Raw genomic sequence first — 22,959 nt, 5'->3', positions numbered from 1 at the left:
CTAGGCGGAGGAGGCGGGCGAATGGTGCGGGCGCGGCCGTCGATGCAGGAGCTGATCGAGGGGCGGCGGCGGCACGGGTTCGTCGGGCGCGGGGCCGAACGGGCCACGTTCCGCGCCAACTTCGACCTGCCACCCGAGGACGAGCGGCACCGGTTCCTGTTCCATGTGCACGGCAACGCGGGCGTCGGCAAGACGTTCCTGGTCCGCGAGATGGAACAACTGGCGCGTGAGCGCGGCGCGCTGACGGCCTACGTCGACGAGAGCGTCGGCAGTTTGCCCGAGGCCATGGCGGCGCTGAGCCGTCGGTTCGCCGCGCAGGGGCACCGGTTCAAGGAACTGGACCGCCTGCTGACGGCGTACCACGAGCGGCGGCACGAGGCGGAGGCCGCCGCCCTCGCCCCGCAGGAGCCCGAGCGGCCCGGCCCTTCGGCGGGCAGCCTGACGGTGGCGCGGGCCGGACTGGTGGGGCTGGGGATGGTGCCCGGGGTCGGCGCCCTCGCCGGGGTCCTCGACCCCGCCCAACTGGCGCAGGGCGCCGACTGGTTGCGGGCCGGACTCAGTGCCCGCCTCCGCAACCAGGAGGACGTGCGGCTGGTCCTGTCGCCGCACGCCGTGCTCACCCCGGTCCTCGTCGCGGAGCTCGCCGAGGTGGCGTCGGCCGTACCGTGGATCGTCCTGTTCTTCGACACCTACGAGCGGACGGGACCGTTCCTCGACGCCTGGCTCCACGCGGTGATGGCGACCCGGGAGCACGGCCTGCTGCCCGCCACGGTCGTCGTGGTGACCGCGGGGCAGCGCCCCTTCGACACCTCCCGCTGGGGCGGCTTCACCGACTTCGTCACCGACCTGCCCCTCGGTCCCTTCACGGAGACCGAGGCGCGGGGCCTCCTCGCGGACAAGGGGGTCGTGGCGGAGCCCGTGGTCGTGGAGGTGCTGCGCCTCACCGGCGGACTGCCCCTGCTGGTCTCGACGCTGGCCGAGCAGCGCCCCGCCGACCCCGAGGACATCGGCGACCCCTCGGCCACCGCCGTCGAACGCTTCCTGAAGTGGGAACCGGACCCGGTCCGCCGGGCGGTGGCCCTCGCGTGCGCCCTTCCCCGGAGCCTCGACCTGGATGTGTTCCGGGCGGCCGTGGAGTGCGCCGACGAGGACGCCGACGCGCTGTTCGGCTGGCTGCGCGGGCTGCCGTTCGTCGACGGCCGCGGTGACCGGGTCCGGTACCACGGCCTGGTCCGCGAGCCGATGCTCCGGTTGCAGCGGCGCCATTCCCCGCGCGGCTGGACCGAGCGCCACGAGAGGCTCGCGGAGGTCTTCGGCCGCTGGCGCGGCGAGGCGGGGAGCGGCCTGTTCGCCCCCGACGAGGTGTGGAAGCACGAGCCGTGGCGCCGGCTGCTGCTGGAGGAGTCGTACCACCGGCTGTGCGCCAGGCCGCTCGCCGCGCTGGGTGACGCGCTGCGCAACGTGGTCGAGGCGTGCCGCGCCGACCAGGTGGCCGGGCGCAACTGGGCCAGAATGCTCCAGGAGGCCGGAGACGCGGCGGGCGACCCTGCCCTGCGCGAACTGGGCCGGGGACTGACCGAGGCCCTCGCGGACGACGAGGACGGGGTGTCCAGGGCGATGGATCTGCTGCTGGCCCGCCCCGCGCTGCACGGCCCCGGCCGGGCCCTGGCGCACGGGGTGCGGGCCAGGGAGCTGCGCACCGGCGGGGAGTACGAGCGGGCCCTGGCCGAGTACGACCGGGCGGTCGAGATCGATCCGGACGAGGCGCGGGCGCACTACGGCCGTGGCTTCACCCACCAGCTGCTGGGTGACTTCACCGCGGCGCTGGCCGCTTTCGACCGCGCGGACGAGCTGCGGCCGGACACGGGGTGGATCATCGCGGAGCGGGCGGAGACGCACCGCCTGGCGGGCCGTTTCGAGGAAGCGGTGGCCGACTTCGACCGGGCCGTCGCCCTCGACCCGACGGACGCCGACTCGCTCGCCTCCCGAGCGGTGTGCCGGCACGCCCTCGACCGGTTCGAGGCGGCGGGCGCCGACTTCGACCGCGCGCTGGGCATCGACGAGCACCACCTCTGGACGCTCGTCCGCAGGGCCCGGCTGCGCCGTGACACCGGCGAGTGGGACAAGGCCTTCGCCGATCTGGACCGGGCGGCCCGCCTGGAGCCGGACTCCGCCTGGGTCGCGTCGGAACGGGGCGACGCCTACCGGCTCGCGGGCCGCTTCGAGGAGGCCGTCGCCGAACTCGGCCGGGCCATCGAACTCAAGGCCGACTACGCCTCGGCCCTGGCGAGCCGCGGGGTGTCGCACCACGGGCTGGGCGACAGCGCGCGGGCGCTGGCCGATCTCGAACGTGCCGTCGCGCTGGAGCCGGACTACTCCTGGGCCCTGGTGATGCGGGCCCGGGTGAGGTGGCGGCTGGAGGACCTGTCCGGCGCGCACGAGGATCTGCGGCGCGCGCTCGCGGCGAGTCCGGAGGCCGACTGGATCGAGGTCGAGCTGGGCAACGCCCTCCGGATCGAGGAAAGGCACCAGGAGGCGATCACCGTCTTCCGGCGCGTGCTGGACCGGGATCCCGGCAACGCCTCGGCGCTCGGCTGCCTGGGGGCGACCTACCGCGACCTGAAGGACTACGCGACGGCGCTGACCTGGCTGGACCGGGCCCTGGCGGCCGAATCGGACTACGCCTACGCGTACGACCAGCGAGCCCACGTGTTCCTGGCGACCGGGCGGACCGAGCGGGCTCTCGCCGACTGGGAACGGCTGATCGCCCTGGGCGGGACCGGAGACCGGGACCGGGACACGGCACGCTGCAAGATCGTGGAGACGCTGCTCCACTGCGGCCGGTGGGACGAGGCGATGGCCCGGCTGTCCGAGGCGGACCCGGCGCCGGGCCAGGACGACCCGCTCGACCTCGACCTCGACTACCTGCGCGTCGAGGTCTTCCGGCACACCGGGGAGTGGGCGCGGGCCCGGCACCTCTCGGAACGGCTCCGTGCCGAGGAACCGCTACCGGGCACGTTCCAGCTGGCGATGACCGAAGCGCGGTCCCGGGGCCGGGCGGCCGCGGAACCCTGGTGGCGTGAGCTGGAACGGCTCCTGGACACGGAGGAACCGGACGAGCTCACCCGTCTGTCGGGCCGGTGCATCATCGGCTGGGCCCTCGGGGACTGGGCCGACGCCGACCGGGGGCTGGCCGAGGTCCTGGCCACGGAACCCGACTGGGACGACCTGGCCGAGCTCGCGGACATCCTCACCGAACTCCTGCTCGGACCCGACACCGACCATGCGCGCCTCACCCCGCGCCTCACGACGGTCACAGCGGCCCGCGACGCGATCCGGGCGCGTTACACGGACTGACGGCGGGAGGGTCCGAAGTCTGCGCATTCTCCCGAACACTGCCCGTACCCGACCGCTTGGGGACACCAGGACCACATCCCCTTTATGGATCCGCAGCCTCAACCGACCGTTCCCGTTCGATTACAGTGCTTAGCTGTCGGATGTACGGACGGTGCCTCAGGAGGTCTCGGTGGGTGCGACAGCCGGTGCCGTCTGGGGCCGTGGTGAACAGCAGGACTTCCGCAGCCGGGTCCGCGGAACGCTGCTGGGCGCGGCCGTCGGTGACGCCCTGGGCGCGCCGCTCGACGGGCTCTCCCTGGAGGAGATCCGGTCGGCGCACGGCGCGGAGGGACTCCTCGACCTGGCCTCCGCGTACGGCCGGCGCGGCGCCGTCACGCACCTCACCCAGCTCGCCCTGTTCAGCGTCGACGGGCTGATCCGTGCCCAGGTGCGCCGCGACACCGGCGCCTGGCATCCGCCGTTCGACGTGCACCGCGCCTACCGCCGCTGGGCGGCCACCCAGAGCGACTGGGGGCCCGACGAACGCCGCAAGGACGACGGCTGGCTGGCCCGCGAGGAGTGGCTCTACGCCCGCCGCGACCCGGCCAGGGCCAATATCCTCGGCCTCGCCGACGAGATCATGGGCACGCTCGACGCGCCCAAGAACCCCGGTGAGCCGGGCCCCGAGGCCGCCGCCCGCTCCGCGCCCTTCGGGCTGCTCGTCGGCTGGGAGCCGCAGCTCGTGATGCAACTCGCCGTCGAGTGCGCCGCGCAGACGCACGGTCACCCCACGGCCTACCTGACGGCGGGCGCGTACGCCGTGATCGTGCACGCGCTCGCCCGCGGCGAGAACCTCGACGCGGCCGTGCAGCAGGCCCTCGCGCTGCTCGCGACCCGTCCCGGGCACCAGCGGGTCGCCGACGCGCTCCAGTACGCGCTGGGCGCCGTACGGCAGGGGATGCCCTCACCGGCGCGGGTCGAGGAGCTCGCCGCGGGCGGCACCGCCGAGGGGGCCCTCGCCGTCGCGGTGTACTGCGTGCTCGTCGGCGAGGACGTCCGGCACGGCCTGTGCCTCGCGGTGAACCACGGCGGGCCCTCCGCGGTGACCGGCGCCCTCACCGGCGGCCTGCTGGGCGCCCTGCACGGCGAGACGGCCCTCCCGCCGGCCTGGCTGGCCGAACTGGAGGGCCGTCCCACGGTGCTGGTGCTCGCGGACGACTTCGCGATGGAGATGACCCAGGGGCCCGCGCTGCACGGGCCCACCGGATCGTCCCCGGGCTGGCTCGCCCGCTACCCGCGGGCCTGAGCCGTCCCGGGGCGCACGCCCCGTGTGCCCCGGACCTTCCCCTTCCCGGACCTCTCGCTCCGTTCGTCCCGCTAGTCCTTCACCGGAGTGCCCACCACCCCGTCCGGCGCCCCCGCCGGGGCCGGGACCGCCGCGGCGGCCGAGCCGTCGTCGTCCGTGTTGATGATCTCGATGAGGGCGTCCCGCTCCGGGGTGTCCTCGGGCCTCAGGAAGCCGATGAGGATGTACAGGACGAGCGAGATGGCCATCGGCACGGAGACCTGGTACTCCAGCTTCACGTCCGTGCGCTGGGAGAAGTCCAGGTTGTAGTTGACGAAGAAGAAGGCGAGCAGACCGCAGGCCCAGCTGGTCAGCGCCGCCGTCGGGCCGGACTTACGGAACGGCCGCAGCAGACCCAGGATGAACGGGATCGCGATCGGTCCCATGAGCCCCGCCACCCACTTGATGACGACGGTGATGATGTCCTTGAACGTGGGGGAGTTGACCTGGGTGGCCACCGCCATGGAGAAGCCGAGGAAGGCGACGGTGGTGACGCGGCCCGCGATGAGCCCCGCACGGGTGTCCCAGGCGCGCGCGGCCTTGGAGAGCACCGGCGCCACGTCCCGGGTGAACACGGCCGCGATGGCGTTCGCGTCCGAGGAGCACATGGCCATCGTGTGCGAGAAGAACCCGACCACGACCAGGCCCAGCAGACCGTGCGGCAGCAGCTGCTCGGTCATCAGGCCGTACGCGTCCGAGCCGTCCGGCTTCTCCGCCGTGACGAGGAGGGGCGACAGCCACATCGGGATGAACAGGATGAGCGGCCACACGAACCACAGACCGGCGGAGAGGAAGGCGGACCGGGTGGCCTGCTTCGCGCTGCCCGTCGCCATGTAGCGCTGGGCCTGGTTCCACATGCCGCCGTTGTACTCGAACAGCTTGATGAACAGGTAGGCGATGAAGAACACCGTCATGTACGGGCCCGCGAACCCGTCCGCGTGACCGTGCAGCTTCGGCGAGTCCAGCGCCTTGGAGAGGCCGCCCTGGTCGGAGATCTTGTTCAGCGCGATGATCAGCATCGCCAGACCGGCCAGCAACTGGATGATGAACTGGCCGAGTTCGGTCAGCGCGTCGGCCCACAGCCCGCCGATCGTGCAGTACACGGCCGTGATGCCGCCGGTGATGATGATGCCCTGGGTGAGCGTGACGCCGGTGAAGACGCTGAGCAGGGTGGCGATGGCCGCCCACTTCGCGCCGACGTCCACGATCTTCAGCAGGATGCCGGACCACGCCAGCGCCTGCTGCGTCGGCACGTTGTAGCGGTCCTTGAGGTATTCGAGCGGTGAGGCGACGTGCAGCCGTGAGCGCAGCCGGTTGAGCCGGGGCGCGAAGGCCTTGGCGCCGATGGCGACGCCGATGGCGATGGGCAGTGCCCAGGTGACGTACGAGGTGATGCCGTAGGTGTACGCGATGCCGGCGTAACCGGTGAACATCACCGCGCTGTAGCCCGACATGTGGTGCGAGATGCCGGACAGCCACCACGGCATCTTGCCGCCCGCGGTGAAGAAGTCGCTGACATCTTCCACACGCTTGTGGGACCAGACACCGATCGCGGTCATGACACCGAAATACGCGACCAGGACGGCCCAGTCGAGACCGTTCATGTGCCCCCTCCAGGGGTCCGCCTTGTGAACCTGCAGATACCGGACGGCACTTCGCCAGTACGCATGGTGTCCCCCTGCTCGAGCGAACCCGAGGGCTTGGGGGAGGGCGGCGCCCCCGTGCGGGAGCGGGGACTTGGGGGATTGAACCGCTGGTTCGACCAGCCGGTCAAGACCTCACGCGGTCACAGATATGAACGCAGATCAGAAAGCAGAACGATTTTGCCTCTACTTTACCCGTCGGGCTGTTGTCGTGCTCGTGACGTGGAACACACGATGAGCGGGCACTTCGTCAGAACCACGGCACCACCCACAGCAGCACCACAGCAGCGATGACCGACCGACAGCCGTACGGGATGCGGGTCCCGTGCGCCTGGGAAAGGGGGCCGCGCCCACCGCACCGCCTAGCGCATGACTTCGCCCGCGTTCACGAGCAGCGACTGTCCCGTGATCGCCCGCGACCGGTCGGACGCCAGGAACACCGCGGCGTCCGCCACGTCCCCGTCCGTGGCCAGCTCGGGCAGGGCCATCCGTTCGGTCAGCCGCTTCAGCACGTCCGCCTCGGGCACCTTCTCGGTGTACGCCGTGAACTGCACGTACGCCTCGACGGGCGGGCCCCACATCCAGCCGGGCAGCACGGTGTTGACCCGTATCCGGTGCGGACCGAGCTCCCGCGCCAGGGAGTACATCGCGCTCGTCAGCGCGCCCTTCGAGGCCGCGTACGCCGCCTGCCGCACCTGGCTCGGCGCGGCGACCGACGACTGCGTGCCGATGATGACGACCGAGCCGCCGCTCTCCTTCAGGGCGGGCAGGCAGGCCCGGGTCATCCGGAGCGTGCCGAGCAGGTTCACGTCGATGACCGACCGCCAGGTCGCGAAGTCGGCGTCCTCCAGACCGCCGAAGTAGCTGTCCCAGGCGGCGACATGGACCACCGCGTCGAGCCGCCCGAAGCGCTCCGCCGCGAGCGCCGCCAGAGCCTCGCACTGCTCCTCGTCGGTGATGTCCGTCGCGCGGAACGCCGTGTGCGCGCCGTCCGGGTCGATCTCGGCCGCCGACTTGGCCAGGTTCGCCTCCGTGCGCGCCCCGAGCACCGCGTTGCCCCCGTCGCGCACCACGGCCGCCGCGACCTGATGGCCGAGCCCCGCTCCGACACCCGACACCACGACGGTCCGGCCGGTGAGCAGTGACATCGCATACCTCCAGGACTCTGGCGGATTTCCTGACGGGGCGTCAGAGTATGGGCGTCCGGCGGAGGAAGGAAGTCCCGCGCACGTTCCACCGAGGAAGGAGACCGTCCATGTCTGAGGAGACCCGCAGCGAGACCTACGCGGAACTGGCCGCCCTCGGCCCGTACGGCGTCCACCCGGGCCACGCCCTGATCACCATGGTCGAACCGCACCCGGGCCACGAGTACGCCTACAACCGCTGGTACGAGGACGACCACTACTACGCCGGCGCGATGGCCATGCCCTGGATGTACGCCGGACGCCGCTGGGTGGCCACCCGCGACCTCCAACTGCTGCGCTACCCAGAGAAGTCGGCCGTCGCCCAGCCGGTCACCGCGGGCTGCTACATCTCCACCTACTGGGTCACCGACGGCCGCTACGACGACCACATGAAGTGGACCGTCGGCATCAACAGGCGGCTGAACCGCGACGGCCGCGTCTACCAGGACCGTACGCACGTCTTCACGGCCTTCCAGGACCACGAGGCCACCGTCTACCGCGACGGCGCCGCCGGCCCCCGGGACTTCCACGCCCTCGACCACCCCTACGCGGGGCTCGTGGTCGAGGTCGTCGACGCCGAATCGGCCGACCAACGAGCCGAGTTGCTGGAGTGGCTGCGCTCCCGCCATCTCCCCGGGCGGCTGGCCGGCTCGCCCGCCGCCCTGGTCACCCTGTTCCGGCCGACCCCGCTCCCCGGCGACCGGATGACCTACGTCAAGCAGGTCGAGGGCGTGGACACCCGGCTGACCCTGCTGTGGTTCCTGGAGGCGGACCCGCGGGAGTGCTGGGAGGCGTCCTTCACGGGCCTGGACGAGGCCGTGGCCGAATCGGGGCTCGGGCGGGTGGAGTTGGTGGCCCCCTTCGTCCCCACGGTGCCGGGAACGGACACGTACGTGGACCGGCTGCGCTGAAGAAGGGTGCCCTACGGCGAACCTAGCCCCCGAAAAAGGGGCCGAGCCCCCTCGGCCAGGACGGCGGGCCGGTCGAGAGGGCTCTTTCGGTGGAGCGTATGAAGTTGTACGGGGCCATGTGGCGTCGGACGAATCAGACGAGGTCGGAAGACCCTCGGCTCACCTCGGCCACGAAGGTGTTCCACGCGTCCGCGGGAAAGGCCAGCGTGGGCCCGGCGGGGACCTTGGAGTCCCGTACGGCCATCGCCGAGTGCACGGGGGACTTGACCTCGACGCAGGCGCCGTTGCCGGTGGAGTAGGAAGACTTGGTCCACGTGTCGGTGGCGCCCTGCTGAATTGCCATGATCGCTCCAGAAAGCAGTCGTTCTTCGATGAGTTGCCGCCATCGACGCCATCGCGGCGCTGTCACCGGGCTGCGGATCCGTCAGGTGACCCGCGGTTCGGTTTGCGCCAACGTTGTTGCTTGGTGGCGTGATCGACGCTACTCGCCAACATCGGCTGACGAAGCGACTATTCACTCGACTGGATGGCATATTCCAGTGGGGTCTTCCGCGCTGAGGTGACCAAGGTGTATTGTCCGGCACCTCATCGGCGGGGGCGCCCTCGCGAGGCCGCCCCTGGCCCCCTCAGCGCGCGTAGTCCTTCGCGAGGTCCGCGATGAACTGGCGCGACTGCTCCACGTTCAGGGCCTGCGCCCTCAGGTGCTCGTACATCACGCTGTACTTCTGGACGTCGTTCGCCTTCTCCAGGTACAGGTCGCTGGTCACGCCCTCGATGTAGACGACGCTGGAGTCGGCCGCGTCGGGGAACTCCAGGATCGCGTACTGGCCGTTCAGGCCCGGGTGCGCGCCCATGTCGAAGGGGATCACCTGCACGGTGACGTGCGGCAGTTGGGACTGCTCGACGAGGTACTCCAGCTGCTCGCGCATGAGCGAGCGGTTGCCGACGGCACGGCGCAGCGCGGCCTCGTCGAGGACGGTCCACAGCCGCAGCGGGTTGTCCGGGGCGGAGATTCGTTCCTGCCGCTTCAGCCGCACCTGGACGCGCTTGTCGATGTCGGCGGCCGCGGTCTCCGGCAGCGCCCCCGCGATCAGCGCCTCGGCGTACGGCCGGGTCTGCAACAGCCCCGGGACGACCTGCGGGTCGTACACACGCAGGCTCGCGGCGTCGGTCTCCAGGCCGATGTAGACGCTGTACGGGATGTCGCCGAAGGAGTGCCACCAGCCCTGCTGGCGCGAGTCCTTGGCCATCTGCATCAGCGAGTCGACGATCCGGTGGTCCTCGACCTCGTAGACCCCGCACAGATCGCGGACATCGCGCTGGCTGATGCTGCGCCTGCCGTTCTCCAGGCGGCTGATCTTCGACTGCGAGACCAGCAGACGCTCGGCGACCTCTTCGGCCGTCATGCCCTTGAGTTCGCGGAGCCGGCGCAGCTCCTGACCCAGCCGGCGCCGCCGGACGGTGGGATTGACACTTGACGCCACGGGACGTGCACCTCCGGCTGCGGGCCTGTACTTTGCGTATCTGCTGTTGAGCAGATTGCCACCAAGGTGCTTTCTACCGCTGGGAAACGGCGTATATGCGCTGGGTGGGCGCATGTTCGCGGATCCGGCGTGTATATGCGGCCCCACGCGGTCTTCGCGGGCCCGCGAACTCCCGGTGAGAGATCCGTCGATGAGGTCCCGCGGAGGCGGACACGGCCCTTGGAGAAGTGCTCTCCCCGGACGCGGCCGTCGTCGGATGCGGCCGCGCGGGGCGGCGGAACCGTGTCGTCGTCCGGACGTACGGTCCCACCACCCCGCGCGAGCCAGCGGCTCCCGAACCGGATCATGGGGACTGCGGTGCGGCGTTCATGTCTTACGGCGGTGCTGGCGGTGCGGGTGCTGTGGGTGTTGCGGGTCCTGCCGGCATTGCGGTGGTGCGGGCCGCGGTGGGGCTGCGGCTCAGTGCGCCACGGCGCGCGCCATCGAACCATGACGCGGTTGCATCGGAACACCGCGGGCGGTCTCCGGTGCGGACCTGACTCCGGCGGTGGCCGGACGGCCTGCCGGTGCCGGGCTGCGGCGTGGCTGTGCGGCCACACCGTTCTGAACGTCCATCACGGCGTGCGCCACGAGGCCGCCCATGGGGTCGTGCCTGATCAGGTCCCGCAGCCGGGATCGGGACGACCGTCCCTCGTTCCCCGGATACAGGTGCTTGCCGAGACCGACCGCATGGGCCAGCGCGGCGAGCGCCGCGGTCCGCGGGTCCGGCGGGACGCCGGTGCGGATCGCGTTGTCCAGCCGGGTTCTGATCTCCCGGCTGATATCCGTGTCCGTCGCTTGGTAGCGAGTCGTCGGAAGCACCCCGCACATCTGGCCGGCCACGGCATGGACCATGCCGCACCTCTCCAGATGCGAAAGGTAGGTCTGGCGCAGCCCCAGTCGGGGTCCGCCAATCCAGTTGACCGCGCGTACGGGTGCTCCGCGTCGGCGAAGCAGTTCCAACGCACAGTCCAGTGTTGGATCTCCGGTCGGCCGTGGCACCACCACGGCGATACGATCCCCGTCTGGGGCTATCCGTCCGGCCAGCGCCAGCTCCACTAGCTGTGCTCCGGCCAGACCGAGGTCGAGCGACTGCGGCTGCGCGGTGGTACCCGTGGCCGGGTCCAACGCCAGCAGCAGAAGCTCCTCCGGAATTGTTCTGCGGCTCTTGCCCATCCATGCCTCCCCGCGTGGATGAATGACAGGGTGACCCCTCTCACATTGGTCTGTCGAGAGCGCGTGACCGGAATATGAGGGAACCGGCAGGTATGTCGTTCTCGTCTACCGCAGGGGTCAGGCCCTCACACAGGACACTGGTACATGGTTCGGACAGCGGTGTCCGGGCGGCGGTTCAAGGGTTTGACGGTTCGGTTCGGCGCGCGGAGGGCGTGCGCCGCATGGAGGAGGCATCGGTGGCGGGCGAGTCCCCCGACAGGTCGAAGCAGCACGAGTCGTCGGCGTCGTCGGCAGAAGCGACGCCGGTGACCCCGGCGCCGGTTCCGAGTCCGGCGCGGTCGGGCGCGCCGGTGTCGACGTCGACCCAGAGCTCGGCTCCGGCCGACCCCCGGATGGCGATGGCCCGTGAACGGGCCGCCACGGTACGGGTGGATCAAGCGACGGCGGTGTTCTCCACGAAGGCGCTGTCGGCGGACGCCTCGCGCACGGCCGAGTCCGAGCGGAGCTCGGAGTCCGAGGCCGTCACCGGCGCCGCCGGGGGCAAGAGCGCCGAGGGCGACACCCGGCTGCGCGCGGCGGTGGCCGCGTGGGTCGCCGGACCCGGCGAGCCCGCTCCGGCGACCGCGGACGCCGAACCCGAAACCGGCGACGACGCCACGACCGCCACGGACGGGACCGACGCCGCGACGGACGGCGCCGACACGGACGGTGTCGCGACGGACGGTGCCGACACGGGCGACGCCGCGACGGACGGTGTCGCGACGGGCGACGCCGCGACGGACGACGCCGCGACGGACGGTGCCGCCACTGACGGTGCCGCCACTGACGGTGCCTCGACGGACGACACCGCCACGTGCGACGCCGACACGGACGGTGCCTCGACGGACGGTGCCGCCACGGACGGCGCCGACACCGATCGTGCCGACCCGACGGCCGACGCCACCGGTGACGGTGCCGACGCCGCCGGGGAGCGGCTCGGAGGGGTCGAGGACGCGACCGACGCGGCGTCCGAGCGGGACGCGCAGACCGCCGCTGCATCCGCCGCCGACCTTGAGACCGACGAGGAGCGCGCGGCCGACCAGGAGCCGGAAGCCGCCTCCGGCGGGACTCCCTCGGACGACGAGCCCGAGGCCGAGTCCGGCCCGACGTCCGCGCTGGACGCCGCTCTCGCGTCCCGCGCCGCCGCCGAGGCCGCGCACGAGGCCGCGGACGAGATCCAGCCCGAGCCCCAGGACAAGCCCCAGCCCGAGCCCCAGCCCGAGCCCCGGGACGAGCCCCAGCCCGAGCCCCGGGACGAGCCCCAGCCCGAGCCCCAGCCCGAGCCCCGGGACGAGCCCCGGGACGAGCCCCGGGCGGCTCGGGGCGACGAGCCTGAGGACCGGCCCGCGGGCGCCTCCGCACGGGCAACCGCTCCCGAGCCCGCGGCCGAGGACCGGTCGGACGCGCCCAAGGGCCGTCCCGGCAGCGACTCCGACTCCACCGACGAGACCTCGGACGCGAAGCCCGACGAGACGGGCGCGACCGACGAGACCTCGGACACTGGCGCGGACTCCGCCCCCGAGCCCCCCGTCGATCAGCCCACCGCCATCTTCAAGGCTCCGCGGCCTCCGGCCGTGGACCAGCCCACCACCATGCTCAAGCTGGGCGGCGCCACCCGCCGGCCGGCCGAGGGGAAGCCCGCGACCGGGCCCGTCGGCAAGCCCGCCGACAGGCCCGCCGAGGCCGACGAGAAGGCCGCCTCCAAGGCCGACGGGCAGCCCGCCGACGAGCGGGGCGCCAAGCCCGCCGGCGACCCCGAGCGCACCAGCAGGTTCGTCCCCCTCAAGCGGCCCGACGAGCCCGCCGCCCCGCCGCGGCCGAAGCCCGCATCCGCTCCGGGGAGCACCGACCGGCCGGCGGCGGCCACCACGGCCATGCCGCAGGTCGGTCCCGAGCGCACCACCCAGCAGCCGCTTCCGCCCAAGCCCCCGCTCGACCTGCTGGCCGAGCTGACGAACACTCCGCCGCCGCCGCAGACCCCGGTCCGGACCTTCGTGCGGCGGGTCAAGATCTGGACGCCGCTGGTCCTGCTGCTCGTGGTGATCTTCGCAGTCGCACAGGCCTTCCGTCCGTTGCCGGCCCCTGGTCTCACGCTGACCGCCGGCGAGACGTACACCTTCGACGGCGGCACCCTCGACCTGCCCTGGCCCGGTCAGGGCCAGTCCGCGATCGAGGTCGAGGGCGTGGGCAGCCTCGGGACCGACGGCAAGCAGACCCCCGCCCCCGTCGCGAGCGTCGCCAAGATCATGACGGCGTACGTGATCCTCCAGGAGCACCCGCTCAAGGGGAACGAGGACGGCGAGAAGATCACCGTCGACCAGCAGGCCGAGGACGAGTCGAAGCTGCCGGACGAGTCGACGGCGGCGATGTCGAAGGGCCAGCAGTTCACCGAGCGCCAGATGCTCCAGATGCTGATGATCCCCTCCGGCAACAACGCGGCGCGGCTGCTGGCCCGCTGGGACTCCGACAGCAAGAGCTTCGTCGCCAAGATGAACGCCGCCGCCAAGGACCTCGGCATGGCGAACACGACGTACACGGACCCGAGCGGTCTGCAGAAGACGACGGTCAGCACGCCCACCGACCAGATCAAGCTGGCCAAGAAGGTCATGAAGAACGACGTGTTCCGCAGCGTCGTCGGGATGGCCAAGGCGGATGTCCCGGGGCTGGACAACACGATCTACAACAACAACGACCTGCTGGTGAAGCAGGTCGGCGTGATCGGCCTGAAGACCGGTTCGTCGACGCCCGCGGGCGGCAACCTGGTGTGGGCCGCGACCAAGGTCGTGAACGGGCAGACGCGGATGATCTACGGCGCGGTGATGAACCAGGACGCCGGCACCGGCAAGGTCTGGGACAGTCTCCAGCTGGCGCTCGGCAACAGCCAGAAGCTGATCGACAAGGTCCAGAAGAGCCTGATCACCGCCACGGTGGTGAAGAAGGGCCAGGTCGTCGGCTATGTGGACGACCAGCTCGGCGGCCGGACCCCGGTCGTCGCCACCAAGAACATGACGGCGGTCGGCTGGCCCGGTCTGAAGACCCGGCTGTCGATCGGCGAGGGCACGTCGGCGGTCCCGCACTCCGGCAAGGCGGGCACGGTCGTCGGTCAGCTGACGGTCGGTGACGGCTCCAGCCAGGCCGTGAAGATCCCCGTCGCGCTCCAGTCGGACCTCGCCGAGCCCGGCCTCGGCGCGAAGCTGACCCGCGTCGGCTGAGCGGACCCGGACACCGATGACGTACGCGCGCACGCATCGGTGACGTACACCGGGGAGCAGCACCCGCACGCACTCTGTCGGACGGCGCCCCACCCGGGCGCTGTCCGGGGGAGTGCGTGCTAGCGTCGCGACAATCGGGGCTGCTCGCGAGCCGCGGGTCCCGGCCCAGAACGGACAACGGGACACGGGGAGAACCTTGCAGTGGCGACAGCGGAGAAGACCCACGCCGACGACGCCGATCCGGGCAACGGAACGGGCCCGCGAATACCGCTGAACGGCCGTACCCACGAGGCGGTCCGCGGTGAAGGCGGAGGCGGCACCGAAGGCCCCGGTGACACCGAGGACCCCGACGGGACCGGACCTCCCGCGTCGGCCGGTGCCGCACTGCCGAACCTCTTCCGCCGCCATCCCGTCGTTCTCTCCACCCTCCTCGCCGGCGTGCTCCACGTGGTGTGGTTCTTCACGTTCGCGAACAGTGGTGGGGACCTGGCGGCGCAGGACGCGTGGGCGGAGTTCGTCGGCCGGCACCCGGACTCGGCGTACAACCTGGCCTGGTACGGCGGAATGCACCCGGTCTCGTACAGCATGGTCTCGCCGTATCTGATGTCGGTGCTCGGGGTCCGGACGACGATGATGATCGCCGGGACGCTCTCGGCCGGCCTGCTGACCATGATCCTGATCCGCAGCCGGGCGGTCCGGAACCCGGCCGCTCCGGCGCTCGCGGGTGTCTTCGCACTGCTCTGCAACGCCATCTCGGGCCGGGTGACGTACGGCCTCGGCACGATGTTCGCGCTCGCCGCGGTCGCCGTCGTGTTCTGCTGGCCCTACCGCTGGCGCTACAAGCGCTGGGCGAAAGCCCTGTGCGCGGCGCCGCTGGCCGCGCTCGCGACGGCCTCCTCACCGGTCGCCGGACTGTTCGTGGGTCTGGTGGCGGTGACCCTGTTCCTCCAGAAGCGCCGCCCCGGCGCCTACGCCCTCGGCATCGCCCCGGCGCTCGTGGTCGCGGTCTCGGCCTGGCTCTTCCCGTTCTCCGGCACCCAGCCGATGGCGTTCTACTCGGTCATCCTGCCGTTCGCGTACGCCGTCCTGGTCTACCTCCTGGTCCCCAAGGAGTGGCTGACGGTACGGACCACGGCGGCGGTCTACGGCCTCGGAGTACTCCTCGTCTGGCTGATCAGCTCCCAGATCGGTTCGAACATCACCCGCCTCGCGATGCTCTTCGCGGGCGTCGTCCTGATCGCCGCGCTGCCCTTCACCGTGCGGAAGTCGCGCAAGTGGTACGCCATCGTCCTCGCCGTCCTCGTCTTCAACGGGTGGATCGGCTTCAAGTCGATCGACGACATCGTGCACACGACCCCGGCGGCGTCCTTCGGGCGCGAGCTGGCGCCGCTCGTCAACCAGCTCCAGGTGGTGAACGCCGAGAAGGGCCGCGTCGAGGTGGTCCCCGCCCGCTCGCACCGCGAGGCGTCCGCCCTCGCCCCCTACGTGAACCTCGCCCGCGGCTGGAACCGCCAGGCCGACATGGAGCGCAACCCGCTCTTCTACGACGACACGCTCAACTCCGCGAACTACCACGAGTGGCTGCAGCGCTGGGCCATCCACTACGTCGTGCTGCCCAAGGGCGAACCGGACGGCGACGGCGGCCTGCGCGAACGTGAGCTCGTCCAGCGGGGCATGCCCTATCTCCGGCAGGTCTGGGCCGACGCCAACTGGCAGCTCTTCACCGTCACCGACCCCACTCCGCTCGCCGAGCCGAACGCCGTCGTCGACCGCGCCGAGCAGGGTGAGCTGACCATCGAGGTGAAGAAGGCGGGCCGCATCCTCATCCGCATCCCGTACTCGCCGTGGCTGAGCATCGTCGACGAGGACGGCAAGAGCCTGAAGCCGCCGCAGGAGACGAGGGCGTCGAAGGACAGCGGGGACGGCACCTCGAAGGCGTACGACAACCTCAACGGCTGTCTGATGCCGACGGAGGAGACCACGGCGGGCGACGAGTGGACGGAGCTGCTGGCCCCGAAGCCGGGCACCTACCGGCTCGCGGCGCCGTACCAGCTCCCCCGGGGCACCCCGTGCCCGGAGGAGCTGCGCTGAGTCCCGGCCGGCCACCGGTGCCGTACGGGCACCGGGCCCTGCGAGGTGACGGGCACCGGGCCCGTGTGGCGTGACGGGCACCGGGCCCGTGTGCGGTGACAGGCACCCGGACCGTGTGATGCGACAGGAACTAGAACTGCTCGAACGGCCCGCAGTAGGGGAGGCCCGCGTCCTCCGGACGCTGGTCGCGGAAGAACCGGACGAGCAGGTCGCAGAAGTCCTGGGGCCGCTGGAGATGGGCCAGGTGCCCGCACTCCGCGATCGTGGTGAAACGCGAGCCCGGCAGGTCCGCCGCCACCGAGCGGACCATGCCCGGCGTGGTGAGCGTGTCGTGCTCGCCGGTGAACGCGAGATACGGCACGGCGGGGACGGGCGCGCGCCGGTACCACTCGTGGGCCAGCAGCCGCCGGTTCCGCTCGACCGTCACGGCGACGTCGCGCGGGGTCTGTGCCGCGAACTGCCGGTACATCAGCCGGGTCAGCGCGACGTGCTTGCGTACGGTGCGGTCGCCGGGCGGCGGCACGAAGCACCGTACGAACTCCTCGGCGGTCTCCTCGACGCGCCCCTCCTCCAGCAGCCGCACCCAGCCGACGAGCGCCTCGGCGAACCAGTCCGGAATGTGATCCGACATCCCCTGCACGGCGACCCGCCGCAGCAGCTCCGGATACCGCTGGGCCAGCCGGAGCCCGACCGCCCCGCCGTAACACCCCGCGTACAGGTTCACCGGGCCGAGCCCGAGCTCGCGCAGCATGTGTCCCGCGCACTCGGCGAGGAAGTCGATCCCGTGCTCGGCGGGCAGGAAGTCGGCGTCCCCGAACCCGGGCAGATCCACCGTGACGACGGTCCCGAGCTCCCCGAGCCACCGCTCGTGCCGCACCCACGAGTACCGCGTCTGGTCCGAACCGCCCAGCACGAGCAGCGGCTCCGTGACGGGGGCGCGGTGCCGGGCGACCCGGGCGGTGTACGCGTATCCCTCCCACGAGAGCCGGCGTTCCTCGACTGCCGTGGATGCCCCGCCTCCCGTCGCCTGGGCGGGAACGTCGAGCGAGGAAGCGACAGAAAGCACAGCGAACTCCCGAGAGGGGACGAGACCACCGAAACTCCCACTCGTACACGGCTACCGGGTGCGACGCCCGCAATGTCACACGAAGGTGGGCGCTGCACCACACGAAGGTGGGCGCGGCGCGGCACGCCTGCCGCGCCACGCCGTCACCTCACGTCACTTCGCGCCGCCTCACGTCACCGCACTTCACCTCACGTCGCCTCACCTCACCGGGAACGCCACGTCGCACACGGCGTCCTCGGGCCCCGCCGCGTCCCAGTCGGCGAAGTAGATCTCCCGGCACGGGCCGTCGGAGGACAGCCCCTGCTCGGTGATCCAGCTCTCGACCGCCTCGAAGGCGGCGAGGATCTGCGGGTGGGCGACCTGTGCCTTGCTGATGCGGACATAGGCGATGCGCTGGGCCGGCTGGACCCGGACCTCCACCCCGGTGGCCCGTCCCCGTCCCTGTGCCCAGGCCCGCGCCGCGGCCTCGTCGGCGACCGGCACGCACGCCTCCGCGGGACCGTCGCTCTCCACGCTGACCTCGGCGTAGTACACGACGAAGGGCGGCCCTGTGACACCCCCGGCCTCCTGGGCGCCCTCCTCCAGCCGTCCCAGTGAGCCGGGGATCCACACCGGCAGCTCGGGCGCCAGGACGTGCCGCTTCTCGGTCAGTACGACCTGCTCGGGCACCTCGGCGGTCTCGACGACGAACTTCTCGTACATCTCGGAACTCCTCCCGGAAAGACGTCCACGGAGGTAGTCGGCGAGCGCCCGCTGCGAGGCGAACCGCGCCTCGGCGCCGTCCCAGTACGCGGCGAGCAGTGCGGCCGCGTCGGCACCGCGCGCCTCCACCACGTCCGCGATCCGCGCCAGCGGCATGTCCAGCTGGCGCAGCAGCGCGACGAGCCGGGCCCGTTCGGTCTGCTCGGCCCGGTAGTAGCGGTAGCCGCTGTCCTCGTCGACATACGCCGGGGGCAGCAGCCCCAGCCGGTCGTACAGCCGCAGCGCCTTCGCCGAGAGCCGCGCCCGCGAGGCGAACGCGCCGATGGTGAGCAGATCCTTGTCCACCCTGTCATCCTCCGTCACCGGGCGACTTCCGCCCGGTGACAAGGACGCTCCCCCTTGCCCCAGGGGAAAGGTCAACGGCAGGGCTCAGCCGATCGCCTTCTCGACGGCGGAGACGAGCTCCGCCGACTCCGGCTCGGTCTGCGGGGAGAAGCGGCCGACGACCGTGCCGTCGCGGCCGATCAGGAACTTCTCGAAGTTCCAGCGGATGTCGCCGGTGTGCCCCTCGGCATCGGGGGTGCCCACCAGACGCTCGTACAGTCCGTGCCGCCCGTCGCCGTTCACCTCGACCTTCTCGGTCATCGGGAAGGTCACGCCGTAGGTCGCGGAGCAGAACTCGGCGATCTCCTCGGAGCTGCCGGGCTCCTGTCCGAGGAACTGGTTGCAGGGCACCCCGAGGACGGTGAAGCCCTGGTCGGCGTAGCGCGCGTGCAGCTGCTCCAGACCGGCGTACTGCGGGGTCAGACCGCACTTGGAGGCCACGTTCACGATGAGGACGGCCTTGCCCGCGAACTGGGACAGATCGGCGGAGCCCCCCTGGAGGGCCCCGATCTCCACGTCGAGCACAGAGTTGTCAGTAGTCATAAGCGGATGCTAACTCCGGTAGGTGACGGTCCCACCGGTCCCGCCGGTCCGTCCGTCGCGCTGCGCTGTGACAAGCGCCTCACCGGCGGCCGTCCGTGAGTACAGCACCGACCGCCCCGCCCGCCGCCGCTCCACCAGCCGCGCGTCCAGCAGCACCCGCAGATGCCGCCCGACCGACCCCAGCCCCTGCCCGGTCAAGGCCACCAGCTGACTGGTGGACAGGGGGGAGCCGAGGAGGGCGAGCACCCCGGCGCGGGCGGTCCCGAGGAGCGCCCCGAGACTCTCCGGCACCGCCTCGGCCCGTACATCGGCCAGCGCCCCCGTGCACGGGTAGACCACGGCGTAGCGGCGGGACTCCTCCCACGACACCCAGCCCGCCGTCGGTGTGACGGGCACGAAGACCAGCTGGGCGCCGGAGATCTCGCGCGGCGGGTACTCGTGGAGGTTGACCTGGAGCCGGTTGCCGCCGAGCCAGCGCGTTCCCGGACGCAGTCCGTCCAGCGCCGCCGCCCAGCCGCCCTGGCTCAACTGCGCGGTCCGCGCCACCACATCGGCCTCCAGGACACGCCGCCGCCGTTCCCAGTCGGGGCGTACGCACTCCTCCCAGAGGGCGGTGAGCAGCGCGGCGGCCCGCCCGGGCAGATCGTCGCGGTCCGCGAGACCGGCGGGCAGCGGACCGCCCACCGAACGGGCGAGATGGGCGCGGGCCTCTTGGGGCGAGGCCTCCCGCACCCGGGCGACCTCCGCCTCGAAGGTCTCGTCGCCGTACGGAGTCGGGGTCAGGAAGTCGGCGATCCACGCCTGCCCGAGCCCGCAGCGGACGAGCAGCGCGGTGACCGGGTCGGCGGCCAGCCGCTTCCGGTAGGCGGGCAGATGGACACCCAGCCAGGCGCGCTCACCGGGGTGCGTGGCGGTCCCCGCGTGCAGCAGCTTCAGACAGGCGAACGTCTCCGCCAGCGGCGACAGCACGAAACGGCTCCCGGCGAGCGTGTCGGCGTTCACCTGCCACCAGCCCATCCCCGCACCCCTTCTCCTGGGGTCCCTTCTCCTCGGGCCCTTCTCGCCAGGAACCGGTTCTCGCCGGGACCCTTCTGCCAGGAACCGGTTCTCGCCGGGATCCTTCTGCCAGGAACCGGATCTCGCCGGGACCCTTCTGCCAGGAACCGGTTCTCGCCGGGCCCCCTTCTCCCCTGACGTTTCGCCACCGTGCGAAACATTATCGACCGCCCGTCCGGCCCCGGAGACTCCGCGCATGCGCAGCTACTCCGAGCTCTTCCGCACGCGGGAGTTCACCCCGCTCTTCCTGTCCTCCTGCTTCAGAACCGCCGCCTCGACGGTGAGCGGTCTGGCCCTCGCCACCCTGGTCCACCGGGCGACGCAGTCACCGCTGCTCACCGCGCTCAGCATGTTCGGCCCCTCGCTCGCCCAGGTGGCCGGCGCGACCACCTTGCTGTCGGCGGCCGACCGGCTGCCGCCGCGGGCGACGGTGGCGGGTGTCGCGGCCCTCTTCGGACTCGGCACGGCGGTCATGGCGATCCCCGGTCTCCCGGTGTGGACGATCTTCGCCCTGCTCCTGCTCCTCGGCCTGATCCAGTCCTGCGGCGGCGGGGTCCAGTGGGGCCTGCTCAACGAGATCCTCGCCAAGGAGGGCTATCTGCTGGGGCGTTCGGTCTTCAACATGATGAGCGGAGTGGCCCAGGTCGTAGGGTTCGCGACGGGCGGCGTCCTGGTGGCCCTGCTGTCCCCGCGGGTCACGCTCCTGCTCACCGCCGGCCTGTACCTGGCGGCGGCCCTGACCGCCCGGCTGGGCCTGACACCCCGCCCGCCCCGCGCCACCGGCCGCCCGTCCGTCGCCCGGACCTGGCGCACGAACGCCCGCCTCTTCTCCTCACCGGAACGCCGGACCCTCTATCTCCTGCTCTGGGTACCGAACGGCCTGGTCGTCGGCTGCGAATCGCTGTACGTGTCGTACGCGCCGAGCCGGGCCGGCGCGCTGTTCGCCTTCGCGGCGTTCGGCATGTTCGTCGGGGACGTGACGACCGGCCGCTTCCTGCCGCCCCGGGTACGCGCTCGCCTGGGCGTTCCCTTCCTGCTGCTCCTCGCGACGCCGTACCTCTTCTTCGTCCTGCGTCCGGGCGTGGCGGTCGCCGCCGTCCTCGTCGCCGTCGCCTCGATCGGCTTCGGGTCGAGCCTGATCCAGCAGGAACGTCTGGTGGTCCTGATCCCCGACGAACTCAGCGGCCACGCCCTCGGGCTCCACACGGCGGGCATGCTCACGATGCAGGGCGTGAGCGCGGCGCTGGCGGGCGGGATCGCCCAACTCGCCTCGCCCGGAACCGCGATGACCGTCATGGCCGCCGCCTCGGTCGCCGTGACGCTGACGCTCGCCCCCTCGCTGCCGCGCCGCCGCGCGTCCCCCGATCGCCAAGGGAGCGGCTCGCTCCGCTACTGACGGTTGCGGCGCGCGGCCTGCCGCGGGGGCAGGGTCAGTGTGATCTGCCGGATGAGTTGGTGGAAGCACGCGAGGGACGCGAGAGCAGGCAGGCAAGCCCCGGCGATACCGGTGAAGGTCTTGTCCGCCTGTGTTACGCACAGCACCATCGCGACGGAGGAGAAGAGCAGAACGATGAACCATGAGTGCACGGCTCGGCGCTGATGCAGGGCAGTACGGAGGATGGAGAGAGAGGCCACCATCCAGGGGCCGTACACGAGAAGAGGCCACATCGGGAACGTTCCACCTCCCGTTCCGGACGTGACGTTGCGCAGAGGCTTGTAGGCCACGATGCCGCCGAAGACGCTGACCATCGCCACGATGACGGCGATGAGCGCGACGATGACGAAGCTGCCGATCTGCAACCACTTGAACCGGACTTTTCGGACTCGGATCTTCCGGTGCCCGGCAGAGGAGCGCCGGGTGGGCGGCAGCTGAGCGGTGACCTGCGCCAGGCTCTCCATCGGGTCGGTGAAGTCGACATCGGATGAGGACTCGCTGCGCGGTGGCGGCACCCTGGCCGTCTGCTCCGCCGGAACGGCCTCCTGCATGAGGTAGGCAAGTTCCTCGACCGGGTCCCAGCCCGCGTCGGGTGGGGTCAGGGGGACCCCTTCGTGCACGCTGTCGACAGGTCCACCGTTCCAACCGGTGCCCGACCCGTAGGGGTATCCGTCGGAATACCCTTCGCGCCGCGCGAAGGAAGGATCAACATAGTCATGATTCATAGGACCGCACCCCGGACCGCAGGAAGATTATCCGTCCCCGCGTTGCGTTGAGGCACGCCCCGGGACCTTGCTTTCGTCATATCCCGCTAACGCCGCTCCCCCTCCTCCAGATGCGCGGCAGATGAGTGACCCTGTCGTTGTGAAACGTGAGGAAGGCACTTCTTGATTGATTTCCTCTGTGTATCACTCGCACTTTATGGGCCGAGCGGGTCTTCTTGTGTTTTCTTAAGTAGTAAATAGGATTCACGCCGGTCGACCGGCGCGCGGTCCCGATGGAGCGGCCATCGGGCTGGGATCAGCACTGGGTGGATCGCTCGAACCTGTTGGCGAGGCGCGTGAGGTTGGCGACGCCCGGTTTCCCTTTCGGTGCGACCTGATGCGCGGATTTCCCCCGGCTCAACGCCGACTGCGGACCGCGGTGACCGATGTTCGCCTATTGGGCCGGTCCGCCAGGGAATGGTGAGCGGCTCGCCCATTGCTGAGACGGCTTAAAGGGCGGGGCCATCCGGCCCATTAATCATTTGTGCAGATCACGCGCCGAATTCTTCCATCTCAGCGAACCGCCCGGAGGGCCGTAAATCCGGAGCG

General features: G+C 71.3%; 16 protein-coding genes. 6 read left to right on the top strand and 10 right to left on the bottom strand.

Annotated elements, in window-relative coordinates; genetic code table 11:
• Window positions 1–21: 21 nt before the first annotated feature.
• The gene (locus ACFWBT_RS04845; RefSeq protein WP_385695933.1) at window positions 22–3,357 is read left to right on the top strand and encodes a tetratricopeptide repeat protein; all 3,336 of its coding nucleotides are present in this window, start codon (window positions 22–24) and stop codon (window positions 3,355–3,357) included.
• Window positions 3,358–3,526: 169 nt separating this feature from the next.
• Complete coding sequence (locus tag ACFWBT_RS04840; protein ID WP_385695931.1) at window positions 3,527–4,642, top strand: ADP-ribosylglycohydrolase family protein; 1,116 nt, start codon at window positions 3,527–3,529, stop codon at window positions 4,640–4,642.
• Window positions 4,643–4,713: 71 nt separating this feature from the next.
• Here ACFWBT_RS04840 and ACFWBT_RS04835 read toward each other — a convergent pair whose 3' ends face one another.
• Together ACFWBT_RS04835 and ACFWBT_RS04830 are read right to left on the bottom strand one after the other, a co-directional pair.
• Entirely contained in the window at window positions 4,714–6,285 is a 1,572-nt protein-coding gene (locus ACFWBT_RS04835) for a sodium:solute symporter family protein (protein ID WP_385695929.1), read from the bottom strand.
• Window positions 6,286–6,686: 401 nt separating this feature from the next.
• On the bottom strand, window positions 6,687–7,472 hold the full coding sequence (locus ACFWBT_RS04830; RefSeq protein WP_385695926.1) for an SDR family oxidoreductase: 786 nt from the start codon (window positions 7,470–7,472) through the stop codon (window positions 6,687–6,689).
• 107 nt (window positions 7,473–7,579) lie between these two features.
• Between ACFWBT_RS04830 and ACFWBT_RS04825 the strand changes: the two genes are divergently transcribed.
• Window positions 7,580–8,419 carry a hypothetical protein gene (locus ACFWBT_RS04825; protein WP_385695924.1) on the top strand — a complete coding sequence of 280 codons (840 nt, stop codon included), beginning with the start codon at window positions 7,580–7,582 and terminating at the stop codon, window positions 8,417–8,419.
• A gap of 133 nt (window positions 8,420–8,552) precedes the next feature.
• Here ACFWBT_RS04825 and ACFWBT_RS04820 read toward each other — a convergent pair whose 3' ends face one another.
• The 3 genes from ACFWBT_RS04820 to ACFWBT_RS04810 form a co-directional block, all read right to left on the bottom strand.
• Complete coding sequence (locus tag ACFWBT_RS04820) at window positions 8,553–8,762, bottom strand: DUF397 domain-containing protein (protein WP_266759783.1); 210 nt, start codon at window positions 8,760–8,762, stop codon at window positions 8,553–8,555.
• Between the two features lie 283 nt (window positions 8,763–9,045).
• The gene (locus tag ACFWBT_RS04815; RefSeq protein WP_351541387.1) at window positions 9,046–9,903 is read right to left on the bottom strand and encodes a helix-turn-helix transcriptional regulator; all 858 of its coding nucleotides are present in this window, start codon (window positions 9,901–9,903) and stop codon (window positions 9,046–9,048) included.
• Window positions 9,904–10,362: 459 nt separating this feature from the next.
• A complete protein-coding gene (locus tag ACFWBT_RS04810) occupies window positions 10,363–11,118 on the bottom strand; it encodes a GPP34 family phosphoprotein (protein ID WP_266759779.1) in 756 nt (251 codons plus the stop codon).
• Window positions 11,119–11,339: 221 nt separating this feature from the next.
• Between ACFWBT_RS04810 and ACFWBT_RS04805 the strand changes: the two genes are divergently transcribed.
• A complete protein-coding gene (locus ACFWBT_RS04805; protein ID WP_385695920.1) occupies window positions 11,340–14,369 on the top strand; it encodes a D-alanyl-D-alanine carboxypeptidase in 3,030 nt (1,009 codons plus the stop codon).
• Between the two features lie 201 nt (window positions 14,370–14,570).
• Entirely contained in the window at window positions 14,571–16,460 is a 1,890-nt protein-coding gene (locus ACFWBT_RS04800; RefSeq protein WP_385695917.1) for an MFS transporter, read from the top strand.
• 130 nt (window positions 16,461–16,590) lie between these two features.
• Here ACFWBT_RS04800 and ACFWBT_RS04795 read toward each other — a convergent pair whose 3' ends face one another.
• From ACFWBT_RS04795 to ACFWBT_RS04780, 4 genes are all read right to left on the bottom strand, one after another.
• On the bottom strand, window positions 16,591–17,526 hold the full coding sequence (locus ACFWBT_RS04795; protein ID WP_385695915.1) for an alpha/beta fold hydrolase: 936 nt from the start codon (window positions 17,524–17,526) through the stop codon (window positions 16,591–16,593).
• Between the two features lie 198 nt (window positions 17,527–17,724).
• The gene (locus ACFWBT_RS04790; protein WP_385695912.1) at window positions 17,725–18,591 is read right to left on the bottom strand and encodes a MerR family transcriptional regulator; all 867 of its coding nucleotides are present in this window, start codon (window positions 18,589–18,591) and stop codon (window positions 17,725–17,727) included.
• A gap of 66 nt (window positions 18,592–18,657) precedes the next feature.
• The gene (locus ACFWBT_RS04785) at window positions 18,658–19,155 is read right to left on the bottom strand and encodes a glutathione peroxidase (RefSeq protein ID WP_385695911.1); all 498 of its coding nucleotides are present in this window, start codon (window positions 19,153–19,155) and stop codon (window positions 18,658–18,660) included.
• A 9-nt stretch (window positions 19,156–19,164) separates the two neighbouring features.
• The gene (locus ACFWBT_RS04780) at window positions 19,165–20,172 is read right to left on the bottom strand and encodes an ArsR/SmtB family transcription factor (RefSeq protein WP_385695909.1); all 1,008 of its coding nucleotides are present in this window, start codon (window positions 20,170–20,172) and stop codon (window positions 19,165–19,167) included.
• 235 nt (window positions 20,173–20,407) lie between these two features.
• On the opposite strand from ACFWBT_RS04780, the gene ACFWBT_RS04775 reads away from it, so the two are divergent.
• On the top strand, window positions 20,408–21,607 hold the full coding sequence (locus ACFWBT_RS04775; RefSeq protein ID WP_385695907.1) for an MFS transporter: 1,200 nt from the start codon (window positions 20,408–20,410) through the stop codon (window positions 21,605–21,607).
• On the opposite strand, the gene ACFWBT_RS04770 is transcribed toward ACFWBT_RS04775, so the two are convergent.
• Window positions 21,601–22,266: a DUF2637 domain-containing protein gene (locus tag ACFWBT_RS04770; protein ID WP_385695906.1), complete on the bottom strand. Its 666-nt coding sequence runs from the start codon at window positions 22,264–22,266 to the stop codon at window positions 21,601–21,603. The genes ACFWBT_RS04775 and ACFWBT_RS04770 overlap by 7 nt on opposite strands.
• Between the last annotated feature and the right edge of the window lie 693 nt (window positions 22,267–22,959).

Origin of the sequence: Streptomyces sp. NPDC060027 (assembly GCF_042737005.1) — a bacterium.
Lineage (GTDB): Bacteria > Actinomycetota > Actinomycetes > Streptomycetales > Streptomycetaceae > Streptomyces.
Note: the sequence above shows the minus strand (reverse complement) of the source record. Positions and strands in the feature narration are given on the sequence as shown.